Here is a 13,756-nt window from a genome sequence, read left to right as displayed (position 1 = left end):
TTCCTTTATCCGCGATCACTCTGACGGTCCCGGCCCGAGTGCCCAAGAATCGGCCCGGCCAGCTTACGCAGCGGACCCGGCAAATGCTGCAGGTCTTGAACGGTCATCACCCGGGTCAGGAACAACAGAACGGGATATGCGGCGCCGGTTACTCCAACGATCAGTATCGACTGCACCATAGCGTCCCAACGTTCGCTGCCGAACGGGTGAATGTAGCTGCGGCTCACCGCATCCAGTCCGATACCCAACAGCACAATCACCACAGCAACTACAGCCAGACCCGCCCAGCGGCGTAAGCTGAAGACACGGAAACGAACCGTTCTGCGCAGCATCTGCAGGCTGATGAACGTCATGACGATGAAGCAAAGCGCCGTAGCGGCAATAATTCCGTATATGCCGAACAACGGAGCCAGCGTGAAGCTTGCGATCAGCTTCACGGCAATACCTGCGACGACACTGAACACCAGCACCTTCATTCGGCCCATACCCATCAGCACGGCGCCGGAGGTTTGCATAAGGATTTGGAACATCGCGCTTACCGTCAGTGCAATGATGATTGGTGCCGCATATTCTTCAACGACAGGCGATCCGGTTGGATTGCCGAAAATAAAATCGTTAAGCGGGCCTGCTGCGGCACAGATCACCAGCACCATCGGCAGACCCGACAGGATCGAAAGCTGAAGCACCTTTGCCGTCTGTCCCTCCACCTGCTTCATATCGTTTTGCGAGTAAGCCGAAGAGATAATCGGCACAATGGATTGACTGAGCGCAATGGCGAGAATGATCGGAATACCGGCCAACGACTGCGCCCGCCCTACGAGTATTCCTAAAATTTCCTTCGCGGGCAATTCTCCGATTTGATCCCTCAAAAGCAGCGTCACGATCGAAGCGTCAATCGTGTAAATCAGCGTGACCGTCATGGAGAAAATGACAATCGGTACGGATAATCTAAACAGCTGCGCATAGATTTTTTTGAACGTCAACGGTTCGCCCCGGTCTGGACCGGGCGCTTCGGCCCTCTCCTCCAGCCGCTCTTTGCGGTCGCTCCGCTTAAGACGAATGGCGTAGTACAGCATCACGGCGGCAGCTGCGATGCTTCCCATCACGCCGCCGAACGAAGCGCCGGCGACGGCATACTCCAAGCTGTGGCTGAGAAGCAAATACGCCAACAGCACCGACGTGGCTACGCGAAAGATCTGCTCGATAATTTGCGACATCCCGTTAGGCATCATCATCCGCCGGCCCTGGAAATAACCGCGCATAATGGCGATGAGCGGAAACAGCAGCAGAGCCGGCGCGATCGCCTGAATCGGCAGAGCCGCTTCCGGGTTGGCGATGCTTTTAGCATAATAAGGCGCCCCTGCATACAGCAGTACCGTCATCACGATGCCTGCGGCGGCTGCGAACACCAGCGCAGCCTTATAGATCCGGTCGGCCTCCGCGTGCTGACCGAGTGCCGTACGCTCGGATATCATTTTGCTCAGCGCACTCGGAATCCCTGCCGTAGCCACGACCAAGAGGACCGAATACAGATTGAAGGCGATCCCGTATGCCGCCATCCCGATGTCCCCGAGCAGGTAGACCAGCGGGATGCGCTGCACCACGCCAAGAGCCCTGGCCACCAATGCAGCCAGGGTCAGGATCAGCGTTCCTTTGACTAACGAATCTTTAGACAAGACGTTCCCTTCTTCCCCGTTAATACCTTAGTACCCATACGATAAACAGAATGATCATCAGCAGCTGAAACGCTACCTTGACCACCAGGCCTGAGAAAAAGCCTACCACAGCCCCGATACCCGCACGGAAAGCCTGCCGCAGTTGGGTGCCTGCAACCAGCTCGCCGATCAGCGCCCCAAGGAATGGGCCGATTAAGAGGCCTGCTACAGGAATGACGAACGGACCGATCAAAAGTCCGATCGTACTGCCGACAACGGACGCACGGGAGCCCCCGAACTTCTTGACTCCCAGTGCGCTAACCGCATAGTCGGCCACCATCAGAACAGCCACGATCGTGGTCTGTATGAGCCAAAACCATAGTCCGAACGGCTCAAATCCAATCATCCAGCCATATACGAAGAAAGCCGCGTAGATGGCCAGTGCGCCCGGCAGCACCGGATATACCGCTCCGGCCATCCCGACTGCAAATAAGATAATGATGATGATCCATGCTGCAACCGTCATCGCGCGATCTCCTTCCTTCCGGACTTTAGCCTATGTTAGAGCGTACTGCCTAATCGCTTGGGCGACGCCATTCTCTTCATTCGTTAACGTCACGGTGTCGGCCAAAGCTTTGACCTCATCTTGCGCGTTGCCCATCGCGACGCCAAGTCCGACCTCTTGAAGCATCACCGCGTCGTTCAAGCTGTCGCCCATCGCCATCACTTGAGACATATGGATTCCAAGCAGCTCACACACCCGCTTTAATCCGCTGGCTTTGCTGATGCCCTTCGGATTAAGCTCCAGATTCCATGGGTGCGAATTCGTAATCTCCAACTGGTTCCACGAAGCAAGCTCTTGACGGATAACCGCAAGACTATCCTCATTTTCCGTATAAAAACCGAATTTCAGCCACTGCTTCGCATCGATCTCTGATTCGGGCAGCCAACGCTCTTTATTATAGATGTCGCCGACACAGTACGCCCAAAACCACGTATCGTAGTAGGCCGCCAGCTTATACATACGCCGAATAAGGCCGGGGTCGACAACGTGACGCTCCAATAGCTTCCCCGGCGCCTTCCACACCTCGCTCCCGTTTACGGTCACCTGCGGCGATCCGAGTGCGAGCTCCCGCACGTACTCTTCCACATTCTGCACGCCCCGTCCCGTAGCAAACATCACGGTAATTCCGGCGTCCTCCGCCAACCGGATGGCTGCCTTGTTTTCCTCCGATATACGTTTATCATCCGTTAACAGCGTTCCATCCAAATCGAGCGCAATCAGTTTGTAACGACTCATTTGGCTCCATCTCCCCCTTTACAACGCATGTGCCAATGCCGGGCCCGTCAGCTCTTCCACATACGTTGTATGCCAAAGCGCGAACATATAAATGGTCCAGATCCGGCGCGCATAGTCCCCTTGACCGTTTTGATGGTTTTTCAGCATCGCCCGTACCGTATCGATGCGGATGTAATCTTCAATGCCGCTGCCGGCGATCTGCTCCATAATGACATGACCTTGAGGACCTTTCATCCAATCCCGCATCGGAACCGGGAACCCGAGCTTCGGCCGGTTTAGGATGAAGTCCGGAATGATCCCTTCCATCGCTTTGCGGAATATGTACTTCGTCGTCCCTTCCGCTATACGGTATTTGGCCGGAATACGGCGGGATACTTCATAAAGCTCCACATCGAGAAACGGCACGCGAAGCTCCAATGAATGAGCCATGGTCATTTTGTCCGCCTTCATCAGGATATCCCCGGGCATCCACAGATTCATATCGATATACTGCATCCGGGAAACCGGGTCCAAATGCTTGCTTTTATCGTAAAATACTTTGGCAATCTCCAAAGGATTCCGGTAGCTCCTAAGCATTTCACGGTCCGCCCGCACCACTTCCGCTTTCATGTCCTCGCTGAAAATTTTGGCGTTGCCCAGGAACCGCTCCTCCAGCGGGGTCGTACCGCGAAGCAGGTAGTTCCGTCCGTAAAGGCCCTCCGGCAGCAGTCTGGCCAATGCATGCAGCAGCCGTTTAATCCCTGCCGGCAACCGTTCGACCGGGGCCAGCGACTGCGGCTCGCGATAAATCCGGTAGCCGCCGAACAGCTCGTCCGCTCCTTCCCCGGACAGCACGACGGTGACGTGCTCCCTTGCAAGCTGCGCGACATGATAGAGGGCGATCGCCGACGGATCGGCGACAGGCTCATCCTGATGCCAAACCGCCTTCGGCAGGGTGGCGAAATAGTCCTGTGCCGTAATGATTTTAGCGTAATGCTCCGTGTCGAGCGCCTGTGCGGTTTGTCTGGCGATCACCGTCTCGTTGTTCGCCCCCTCAAAGCCAACGGAGAAGGTACGGATCGGTTCGATCCTGCGCATATGCGCCGCAATCGCCGTCGAATCGATACCGCTGGAGAGGAAGCAGCCGCGCTCCACATCGCTTTGCATATGATGAATAACCGAATCCTTCAAAGCCTCCCGAATCTGCTCAACGCCATCGGCGAGCGTAAGCTCCTCATTCGGTTCCAGCATCGGATCCCAATAGGGGCTAATCTTCATCTCGCCATCAAAGGTCACGGACACGGTATGGCCAGGGGGAAGCTTATAGATCCCCTGAAACATCGTGGTCGGCTCCGGAACGTATTGGAACGTCAAATAGTTCAGCAAACTCTCCGTATGAATGGCCCGTTCCACCCCGTCGGCCGCCAGAATGCTTTTGATTTCCGAACCGAACAGAAATCTCTTGCCGTCGTTATAGTAGTAAAAGGGCTTGATCCCAAAATGGTCCCGCGCACCAAACAGCCTCTTTTTCCGGCGGTCCCAAATGACAAAGCCGAACATCCCGCGCAAATGCTTCACGCAATCTTCCCCGTACTCTTCATACAGGTGGACAATAACCTCCGTATCGCTGTGGGTTTTGAACCGGTGCCCCCTGGATTGCAGCGTATTGCGCAAATATTTATAGTTATAGATCTCGCCGTTAAATACGATCCATACCGTCTCGTCCTCATTGGCCAGCGGCTGGTGTCCTTCACTCAAATCAATGATCGACAAGCGGCGAAAGCCCAATCCGATCCGGTTCTCGGTCCAAAATCCAACATCGTCCGGTCCCCTGTGAACGATAATATCGGTCATGCTTTTCAGCATGGAAGGGGCCGGTTCTCGGTCTTCAAAGTATAAAACGCCGGTAATTCCGCACATATGATTCCAAATCCTCCTCAAAAGCTCGCCCTTTTGGCTATAAATGATCATGCAGAAAGGCGCTTTTCATCATCCGATACAACAGTATACCATATTCGTGGTGTCCGCAGGAAATGAGATGGTTTGGCGGCAAAAAGCATATTCCTCCCCGCACATGGAACCATACAGTCTATGGCCTATGAAAAAAGCATCCGCGTCCTCCGGCGTCGGAGCGATGCAGATGCTTTGTTTATTTACCGGGCGGAAGGAGCTCCGGTCGGAGCCGGGTCCGTATATTTGCGAAGGATGGATACCTCGACCCGGCGGTTTTTGGCGCGTCCTTCTACCGTATCGTTCGTATCCACAGGCCGGTATTCGCCATGCCCTACGGCACTGAAGCGCCCCGGATCAAGGCCGGGATTCTCAAGCATAACCTTCATGAAATTAATCGCCCGATCGGAGCTCAGATCCCAGTTGGACCGATACTTCCAGTTATTGATAGGCAGATTATCCGTATGCCCGGAAACCACAATCTCATACCCCGGATACTGCTGCAGCATCTTGGAGATGTTGATTCCCAAGTCACGTGCAGTTGTCTTCACTTCAGCGCTGCCTGAATCGAACAGCGCATTATCGCTGATGGTAATCAAAAGCTGCGAGTGATTCAGCTTCGTATCCAATTGGGTAGAAAGGTTGTTTTCTTTAATATACTGGTCGAGCTGCCGTTTCAGCTTCTCCATATCTTCTTGCTCTTGTCTTATCTGCTCTTGGTGTTCGGTCTGGCTGCCGGATGTTGGGCTCTGGCTCGGAGAACTGGGCATCGGGATGGGAGTTATACCGCTATTCTCAAACATTCCCATACCGCCGCTCAAAGCGATTTGAAAAGCCTGGCTCATTTGTTCATATTTCTTGGCATCCACGCTGCTCATAGAGAACAGCACGATAAAAAGCGCGAGCAGCAAGGTTAAAAGGTCGGCATAAGGGATGAGCCAGGATTCGTCGATATGTTCCTCGTGCTGATGGTTCTTATGCTTTTTCTTCACCGCCGTCCGCCCCTTTCTCCGACAACTTCGCACGTTCTTCAGGCGTCATAAATACGGACAGCTTCTGGCCGATGGCGATCGTAGATACACCCGACTGGATCGATAAAAGACCTTCCACCATCATCAGCCGGATCTCCACTTCGCGTCGGGATAATCTTTTGAGCTTGTTGGCTATAGGATGCCATAACACATAACCCGTAAAAATACCTAGCAGCGTAGCGACGAATGCAGCGGCAATAGCGGCCGACAATTTGGTAATATCGCTCATATCCGCCAATGCGGCGATCAAACCGATAACCGCACCCAATACGCCTAGTGTCGGAGCATATGTACCTGCTTGAGTAAATATCATTGCACCTACACGGTGCCGCTCTTCCATGGCCGAGATATCTTCCATGAGCACATCATGCACAAATTCCTGGTCGTTACCGTCAATGATCATCCTCATCCCGTTTCGTAAGAAGGGATCCTGCATTTCGTCCACTTTAGACTCTAAAGCCAGCAACCCTTCACGGCGTGTGATCGAAGCCAGCTCTTGAAACAACAGCAGCAATTCTTCACGGGATGTCAGCTGCGGTTTAGTGAATACAAGCTTGATTAATTTCGGGAATTTCTTAAGCTCAGACATCGGAAAGGCTATGAATAACGACGCGGCCGTCCCGATAATAATGATCACGAAAGCGGCAGGATTAATCAATGCCCCAACCGGTGCATGCTTCAGCGCCATACCTCCGATAACAGCTACCAGACCAAGAACGATTCCGATTATCGTTGACTTTTCCATTTGCCCACTCCTTACAATATTGAAATACCGCTTATGATGCTCACTAAGAGGAAAGGACGGGCCATCTCATATCTCGCTATTTTTCGACATTTTTATTGCGCACCGTGCCTTACAATCTAGCATTTTCATCTTTTTCTAGTATAAATTAACTATATTTATTAATCAATAACATTTGTAACGTTGTTGTAATGATTTTATAAAACAAGCGTTGTTTTGTGGCAAACGCCCTTTCGCTTCCCAATAGGAAGTCGGAAGGGCGGCGTACACAAAAAGCCGCCCGGCGGTATGCCGCCGGACGGCTTTTCTGCATGCAGTATCGAATTATAAGGCTTCCTCCGACGAAATCCGCTTTTGTTTCAGCTTCGGCCACACGACGCCATGCGTTGGAGAAAGGAGCAGAACGATCACAAACAGGATGCCCGCTACCGTAATCATGCAGCCGGCAATCGACGCATCCAGCAGTACAGAGCCATAGTACCCGATGACCGCACTGAGCGACCCCAGCCCCATACTGTAAAAGATCATCCGGCTGAGCCGTTCCGTCAGCAGATAAGCCGTTGCCGCCGGAACCACCAGGAGCCCCACCACCAGAATGGCGCCTACGCTCTCGAAGGAAGCCACGGTCGTCACCGATACCAGCCCCATGAGCAGATAATGAAAGAGTGCGACCGGAATCCCCGCCGCAGCCGCCATGGCCGGATCGAAAGCACAGATTTTGAACTGCTTATAAAAAAGACTGATCAGCACGCAGCTAAGCGTCAATACGCCACCCAGCACCCACACGGCCCTCGGACCGATATCTACGCCACCCACCGTAAGACGTTCCCAAGGTACGAACATGATCTCGCCGAACAGCACATGATCAAGGTCCAGATGAACCTGCCGGCTGTACATGCTGACCAGCACGACGCCGACGGCGAACAATGCGGTAAATACGACCCCGATGGCGGCATCGGACTGCACGCCGCTCTGGTGAAACCACTGAATGAGATAAACGGTGATAAGTCCGAAAACCGCCGCGCCAAGCATCATGATCAGGGATTCCTTGGTTCCGCTAAAAAGGAAGGCAATCACGATGCCCGGCAGTACAGAGTGACTGATGGCATCTCCGATCATCGCCATTCGGCGCAGAACCAGAAAGCAGCCGAGAATACTGCAGGAGCATGCTACAAGCACCCCGGTGAGAATGATCCAGAAGTCATTCATGCCTGCCCCTCCTTATGCTTGGCTTGCTCCGCTCCATGAAATCCGCTCAGCCTCGGTTGATGACTCAAATCGCCGAGCACGCTCCGCTTCACCGCCAGCCGCTCCAATAATTTGGACAGGATTCCCCGCCGCGGTGCGAACAGTACGGACACGACGAACAGCAGCGTCGCCGCCAACACGCTGAGCGGGCCGGTCGGCAGGTTGTTAGCCGTACTGCTGACCAACGTTCCGACAAAGCCGCTGACCGCCCCGAAGGCGCCTGAAAGGACAACCATCCAGCCGAGCTTATCCGTCCAGTACCGCGCGGATACCGCAGGGGTGATCAGCAGTGCGGACATCAGCACGACACCGACAGCCTGGATGCCAATGACGACGGCTACGACAATCAGGAACATCATAAACTGGTCGAGAAAGGCAACCGGCAATCCGATCCCTTTGGCAAAACCTTGGTCGAAGCTAAGCAGCTTGAATTCTTTGAACAATAACATACAGATGAAAACCAACGCCAGCGCCACAAGCCCCATTGTGATGACATCAGACAAAACCATAGAGGCCGCTTTACCGAACATAAAAGTATCCAGCCCGCTTTGATTGCCGTTGCCGCTCTGCTGAATCTTGGTCAACAGCACGACGCCGAGACCGAAAAACACGGAAAGTACGATACCCAGCGCCGAATCCTGCTTGATTCGTGTATTACGGGTAACAAAGCCGATGCCGAATGTGGCGATAATCCCTGCCGCCACCGCACCGATCAGGAAGAAGAACATCGATTTGGAGCCGGTCAGCATAAAGGCGATACATACGCCGGGAAGCGCCGCATGCGCGAGAGCGTCACCCATAAGACTCTGCTTCCGAAGATAGGCAAAGCTTCCCAGGACGCCGCTGCTCAAGCCAAGCAGTATGCTTCCCAGCAATATCCATTGCATATTCGGATCACGAAAAAGCTCCAGCACATGTGTCCACATTCCGTTCACCTCGCACTCACAAAGATGGCATCGTCGCTTCGGTTCAGCAGGGTCAGTCTGCCTCCGTACGTCCGCTGCAGGTTTTCTTTTGTAAATAGCTCGTCGGCAGGGCCGATTCCCATCAGCTTGACGTTCAACAGCATGACCCAGTCAAAATATTCTTTGACCGTCGATAAATCATGATGCACGACAAGCACCGTTTTCCCCTGCTTCTTCAGTTCGTTGAGCAGGGTAATGATCGCTTTCTCCGTCGCTGCATCCACACCGACGAACGGTTCATCCATAAAATACAGCCGTGCGTCCTGAGCCAATGCCCTGGCAAGAAAAATGCGCTGCTGCTGTCCTCCGGACAGCTGGCTGATTTGCCGGCCGGCAAAATCGGCCATACCTACCTTCTCCAGGCACTCCAAAGCAATTTGCCTTTCTTTCGACCCGGGCCGTTTAAACCAGCCCAGGTGCCCGTAGCGCCCCATCATCACGACATCCAGCGCACTGGTCGGAAAGTCCCAATCCACCGACTCCCTCTGCGGCACATATCCGACAAGTTTTCTCTGCTCCCGATACGGTTTTCCATATATGGAAACGTCCCCTGTCAAACGGGGGATGAGCCCAAGAGCCGCTTTGATGAGCGTCGATTTGCCGGCGCCGTTAGGTCCGACAATACCGATCAGCTTGCCTTCAGGAATGTCGAAGGTAATGTTCTGCAGCACAGGTTTTTTCTGATAGGCGACCGTCAACCCTTTGATGGATAAAGGCCGATGCTGCTCTTGCATACCGCTCACTCCCTTGTATAAATCTTCCATCGAAAATGTTTTATTTTAACGCTTTTACGATCGTATCTACATTATGTCGCACCATCCCGAGGTATGTTCCTTCCGGGGTGCCTTCTTCGCCCATGGCGTCAGAGAACAATTCACCTCCGATCCGGATGTCGTGTCCCTGTCTCTTGGCTCCTTCGATAACCGCCTCAATCGATTTCTTGGGCACACTGGATTCCACAAAAATGGCTTTGATCTTATTGGCGACAAGATAATCCCTCAGCTCGCTGACATCCTTGGAGCCATATTCCGATGCCGTATTCATTCCCTGCAGCCCTCTAACCTGAATGCCATAGGCTTTGCCGAAATATCCGAAGGCGTCGTGAGCCGTCACCAGCACACGCTGCTGCTCGGGAATGGTCGCTATCTGCGTCTTTACGTATTGATCCAACTCTTCCAGCTGTCTGATGTAAGCCTCCGCATTATTCTTGTAACTGTCGGCATGCGCGGCATCCAGCTTCACAAGCTCATCGCGGATCGTCTCCGTTGCACTGATCCAATGCCTGACGTTAAACCATACATGCGGATCGTGCTCCATTCCCTGATCATCGGAAGCAAGCAATTCGGATTCCGCAATGTTTTTCGTAACCGGGACCGTCGGCTTGGATTTGGCCATTTGTTCAAAAATATCAATCATTTTCCCTTCCAGATGCAATCCGTTATAAAAAATAAGTTCAGCCTGCTCCAATTTCCGGAGGTCGCCTTGGGAAGCTTTGTATAAGTGCGGGTCTACACCGGGCTGCATCAGGGCCTGCGCTTCTACGTGCTCTCCGCCTACCTGCTTCACCAGATCATGAATCATGCCGGTTGTAGAGACCACCTGAATTTTTCCGCCCTCCGCAGCATTGCCCCCAGTTTCCTTCGGGGCTCCGCAAGCGGCCAAGGCTATAGCCAAGCCCAAGAAAAGCAATGTCATAATGAATCTTTTGAATGATGACATCGATATTTTCATTTTCATTATGCTCTCTCCAATCTTTCTTATCCTATTTCGCATTTATCCATTATAGCGCCCAATTGTTGCCTTGGTTCTTAAATGTTGGGTGGGACAATGTTTTTTGCCTATCAGACTATATTTTTATTATACACAAATAAGTTTTCCTTGTGCAACATTTTCTCAAAAAAGAAATCTCCCATAAAAGGGAGATGCCGAAATGGTTTTATTGCTGCGCATTTGCAGTCCCTGTAGGTCCCTTAGGCACGCCGTCAAGACCATATTTTTGATCGTAAGCGTCGAATATTTTGCGCGCAATCGGTGCGGCGCCGTAAGCACCATAACCGCCTTCGGGCACGACAACGGCGACCGCAAGCTTCGGTTTATCCAAGGGAGCGAAAGCAATAAATACGGCGTTATCGACTTCCTTGCCCCCGACGACCTGTGTGGACGTACCGGTTTTTCTTGCAAACTTGTAAGGGAAATCCGAAAAGCCTTGTACGCCGACGTTCTCCATCCCTTTGATTACCGCATCCCAATACGCCTTGGGGAATTCGCTTTGATCCAGCACGACCTTTTCATTGAATTCTTTTACCAGCTGCCCTTCGTAGGTTTCAATCCGGTCTACAAGCAGCGGCTGCAGCCGCTGTCCGCGCGTAGCCAGCGTCGTTGCATACTGTGCCAGCTGAAGCGTCGTGTATTTTTCATTTTGGCCCCAGGAGGCAAAAACCATACGCTGCTGCGGGCTTTCTCTTGTGTTTGTTTTATACTCGCTTAAGCCCTCGTATTCCTTGGGCAATCCGCTTCCCGTCAATACCCCAAGACCGAACTTAGCCAGATATTGGTCCCAGATTTCGATCGCTTTGTTACCGTTTCTCATATACAAAGCGTTGCCGATCATCGCAGACATGAACGTGTTGGACGAATATTGAATGGCTTGCGTAGCGTTGATCAGTCCCCAGGCTTTACCGTCGGAGTTACGCAGTCTTGCGCTGTTGTCTCTCCCGTAGGTGAATACACCGGTATCGGGGTACTTGGTGCTTGTCGTGAATAGCCCTTCGTTTAACCCGATCAGAACCGATAGCGGTTTAATAACCGATCCCATATAAACGATGGAGGTCGGATGCTTATCCCGCTCTTCCTTGGTCGGATAATCCGGATAGGCCGTTGTAATCGTTCCGTTATTCACGTACGGTTGTATCCGGTCATACTCGCTTTGCGGAATGCCTCCTGCCCATACGCTCGGATCATAATCGGGCATGCTGGCCATGGCGACGACTTTTCCCGTTTCAACCTCCATGGCGACGGCATATCCGGCAACCGCATTTCTCCCTTTGGCGATATAAGGGTTAGCGCGGGCTTCCGGACTCTTCAAATATTTGATATGGTCCATAATCGCCTGCTCTGTCGTCAGCTGAACGCTGCGGTCGATAGACAGGAAAAGATTGTTGCCCTTGACAGGCTTGGTGATCTCTACGGGTCCGATAATTTTGTGCTGGGCGTTAACCGGATAAGATTTCATCCCGTTCTGTCCCCGCAGCTGCTCCTGATACATGAGTTCAATGCCGTCATAACCGACGTATTCCGTATCCATGTATCCTTCCGTCTTCGTTTTGTCCTTATAGAAGCTTAATCCGTATTTCGCTTCCCTTGCTCTGGAGAAGGGACGCATATAACCAACCAGCTGCACGGCAATGGTCTCCTGGTCGTAAAGCCGGATGCTTTCCTCCATGATTTCGATCCACTTCAGCTCATCCCGGTGCTCGAGAATGTAGGCCATTTCGTCCGGCGTCAGTCCGGATTTGATGCGCCGCGGAACCGAAAAGTAGCTTGGAGCCGTCACTTTGTTCTTGTTCAGGTCATACCCCACATCCATCTCAATGATGATATTTTCCGCTGTCATCTTCGGTGCGTCGGGGCTCCCGAATTTGGCGAAAATATCGGCCAGCTTATGGGCAAGTGCAATGACTTCGTCCTGCGGCTGGTCCTGCTCAATGCGAAAATAGAGCGATTGCGTAGAAGTGGTGTAAGCGATCGGCGCTCCCATCCGGTCATAGATATTGCCGCGGATTGGCGGGATCGGCGTATTCGCTTTGTTGATCTTCGCTTTTTCCGCCTGCAGCTCCTTGCCTTCAACGAATTGAAGCATCGCCAGCCTGACGATCAGTACGGAAAACAGGAAAAAAGTAAAGAAAAAGAACAGATTGATGCGAAATGTAAAATTGCGGCGTTTGCTGATTTCCTGTTTTTGCGGGTCATCCATCCCGATGGGCTTTTTCATTTCCTTTGGTGCTCCTTTGCTTTGCTCCATTGCTTCTTTGCTGTATAGTGCTTTGCAGCTTGCGAACCTAAAGCAGCTCGCGGAGAGAATATATTCCGTCACCGGTATGATAGTCGTATCGCTTAATTTTGACGGCATCGATGCCTGCCTGCGCAGGGGCCCAAATATCATTCAAATCGTGATCGCCTACATAAAGAACGTCCTCTGCAGCGAGGCCCGAACGTTCCAGAGAAAGGCGGAATATCGCCGGGTCCGGCTTCTCCAGGCCGACCTCCGTAGACACGATGACCGGATCGAAATAGTGCAATATGCCTTTATGCTCCAAAATGGAACGCAGTGTCGGGGCGAAATTCGATATAATGCCGAGCCGCAGGCCCCGATTCTTCAAAGCCGCCATACATTCCTTCACATCTTCGAACAACGCGTAGTGCTCAGGCGAAGTGAACAGGTCATAAAGCTCGTGGCAGCAAGCATGGATCTGCTCTTCCGTCCAGCGCTCTTCTTCTACGCCCAAATGCTGCAATATGTAACGGTACAGCTTCATCCAGAAAGCACGATCGGACTCAGGCGTACAAACCTCGAACGGATCTATCTGTTTTCCGTAATAAAACAGACGAAATGCCTCGGTAAAAAGTTCACCGATTCGTTCTTCCCCGCGATGAAACGAACGGCTTGCCAAAAACTGCTGCATAATCACTCTGGCAGCCGGGATCGTCAATAATGTATCGCCCACATCGAAAAAAACGGCCTTATACTGATCCAATGTTTTGTGCGGCAGCATTTTGACGCCCTCCTGTTTAGTTTGAGCCTTCCGTTACAAGTGTACCACAAACTTCTCTTATGAAAAAAGCCGAAGAAATCGTCCGATCGGCGATCCTCCGGCTTGATATGGATA

Annotated in this window: 12 protein-coding genes; all 12 read right to left on the bottom strand. The window is 52.4% G+C overall.

Features of this window, described 5'->3' with window-relative positions; translation table 11 throughout:
- Nucleotides 1-5: 5 nt before the first annotated feature.
- Nucleotides 6-1,676, bottom strand: a complete 1,671-nt coding sequence (locus IJ22_RS01455; protein ID WP_062406719.1) for a putative polysaccharide biosynthesis protein — start codon at nucleotides 1,674-1,676, stop codon at nucleotides 6-8.
- Between the two features lie 19 nt (nucleotides 1,677-1,695).
- Nucleotides 1,696-2,181 carry a DUF456 domain-containing protein gene (locus IJ22_RS01450; RefSeq protein WP_054817072.1) on the bottom strand — a complete coding sequence of 162 codons (486 nt, stop codon included), beginning with the start codon at nucleotides 2,179-2,181 and terminating at the stop codon, nucleotides 1,696-1,698.
- 30 nt (nucleotides 2,182-2,211) lie between these two features.
- A complete protein-coding gene (locus IJ22_RS01445) occupies nucleotides 2,212-2,955 on the bottom strand; it encodes a Cof-type HAD-IIB family hydrolase (RefSeq protein WP_054817071.1) in 744 nt (247 codons plus the stop codon).
- Between the two features lie 18 nt (nucleotides 2,956-2,973).
- On the bottom strand, nucleotides 2,974-4,854 hold the full coding sequence (gene asnB, locus IJ22_RS01440; RefSeq protein ID WP_054817070.1) for an asparagine synthase (glutamine-hydrolyzing): 1,881 nt from the start codon (nucleotides 4,852-4,854) through the stop codon (nucleotides 2,974-2,976).
- A gap of 233 nt (nucleotides 4,855-5,087) precedes the next feature.
- Complete coding sequence (gene motB / locus IJ22_RS01435) at nucleotides 5,088-5,876, bottom strand: flagellar motor protein MotB (RefSeq protein WP_062406717.1); 789 nt, start codon at nucleotides 5,874-5,876, stop codon at nucleotides 5,088-5,090.
- Nucleotides 5,860-6,660, bottom strand: coding sequence for a flagellar motor stator protein MotA (gene motA / locus IJ22_RS01430; protein WP_054817069.1), 801 nt, complete (start codon nucleotides 6,658-6,660; stop codon nucleotides 5,860-5,862). The genes motB and motA overlap by 17 nt, the downstream gene beginning before the upstream one ends.
- A 321-nt stretch (nucleotides 6,661-6,981) precedes the next feature.
- Nucleotides 6,982-7,866 (bottom strand): metal ABC transporter permease, encoded by an 885-nt coding sequence (locus IJ22_RS01425; RefSeq protein WP_062406715.1) that lies wholly within the window; start codon nucleotides 7,864-7,866, stop codon nucleotides 6,982-6,984.
- A complete protein-coding gene (locus IJ22_RS01420) occupies nucleotides 7,863-8,831 on the bottom strand; it encodes a metal ABC transporter permease (protein ID WP_054817068.1) in 969 nt (322 codons plus the stop codon). Before IJ22_RS01420 ends, IJ22_RS01425 begins: the two co-directional genes overlap by 4 nt.
- Nucleotides 8,832-8,836: 5 nt before the next feature.
- Complete coding sequence (locus tag IJ22_RS01415; protein ID WP_062406714.1) at nucleotides 8,837-9,604, bottom strand: metal ABC transporter ATP-binding protein; 768 nt, start codon at nucleotides 9,602-9,604, stop codon at nucleotides 8,837-8,839.
- A 40-nt stretch (nucleotides 9,605-9,644) separates the two neighbouring features.
- The gene (locus tag IJ22_RS01410; RefSeq protein WP_139170774.1) at nucleotides 9,645-10,607 is read right to left on the bottom strand and encodes a metal ABC transporter solute-binding protein, Zn/Mn family; all 963 of its coding nucleotides are present in this window, start codon (nucleotides 10,605-10,607) and stop codon (nucleotides 9,645-9,647) included.
- A gap of 199 nt (nucleotides 10,608-10,806) precedes the next feature.
- Entirely contained in the window at nucleotides 10,807-12,861 is a 2,055-nt protein-coding gene (locus IJ22_RS01405) for a peptidoglycan D,D-transpeptidase FtsI family protein (protein ID WP_062406712.1), read from the bottom strand.
- A gap of 67 nt (nucleotides 12,862-12,928) precedes the next feature.
- Nucleotides 12,929-13,642: an HAD-IA family hydrolase gene (locus IJ22_RS01400; RefSeq protein ID WP_062406710.1), complete on the bottom strand. Its 714-nt coding sequence runs from the start codon at nucleotides 13,640-13,642 to the stop codon at nucleotides 12,929-12,931.
- Nucleotides 13,643-13,756 lie beyond the last annotated feature (114 nt).

Origin of the sequence: Paenibacillus naphthalenovorans, assembly GCF_001465255.1 — a bacterium.
GTDB lineage: Bacteria > Bacillota > Bacilli > Paenibacillales > NBRC-103111 > Paenibacillus_G > Paenibacillus_G naphthalenovorans.
Note: the sequence above shows the minus strand (reverse complement) of the source record. Positions and strands in the feature narration are given on the sequence as shown.

What these genes read in the sequence shown, in the direction of transcription:
- IJ22_RS01450 (WP_054817072.1), bottom strand. Translation starts at nt 2,181, where the DNA reads ATGACGGTTGCAGCATGGATCATCATCATTATCTTATTTGCAGTCGGG.
- IJ22_RS01445 (WP_054817071.1), bottom strand. Translation starts at nt 2,955, where the DNA reads ATGAGTCGTTACAAACTGATTGCGCTCGATTTGGATGGAACGCTGTTA.
- asnB (WP_054817070.1), bottom strand. Translation starts at nt 4,854, where the DNA reads ATGTGCGGAATTACCGGCGTTTTATACTTTGAAGACCGAGAACCGGCC.
- motA (WP_054817069.1), bottom strand. Translation starts at nt 6,660, where the DNA reads ATGGAAAAGTCAACGATAATCGGAATCGTTCTTGGTCTGGTAGCTGTT.
- IJ22_RS01425 (WP_062406715.1), bottom strand. Translation starts at nt 7,866, where the DNA reads ATGAATGACTTCTGGATCATTCTCACCGGGGTGCTTGTAGCATGCTCC.
- IJ22_RS01420 (WP_054817068.1), bottom strand. Translation starts at nt 8,831, where the DNA reads ATGTGGACACATGTGCTGGAGCTTTTTCGTGATCCGAATATGCAATGG.
- IJ22_RS01415 (WP_062406714.1), bottom strand. Translation starts at nt 9,604, where the DNA reads ATGCAAGAGCAGCATCGGCCTTTATCCATCAAAGGGTTGACGGTCGCC.
- IJ22_RS01410 (WP_139170774.1), bottom strand. Translation starts at nt 10,607, where the DNA reads ATGAAAATGAAAATATCGATGTCATCATTCAAAAGATTCATTATGACA.
- IJ22_RS01405 (WP_062406712.1), bottom strand. Translation starts at nt 12,861, where the DNA reads ATGAAAAAGCCCATCGGGATGGATGACCCGCAAAAACAGGAAATCAGC.
- IJ22_RS01400 (WP_062406710.1), bottom strand. Translation starts at nt 13,642, where the DNA reads ATGCTGCCGCACAAAACATTGGATCAGTATAAGGCCGTTTTTTTCGAT.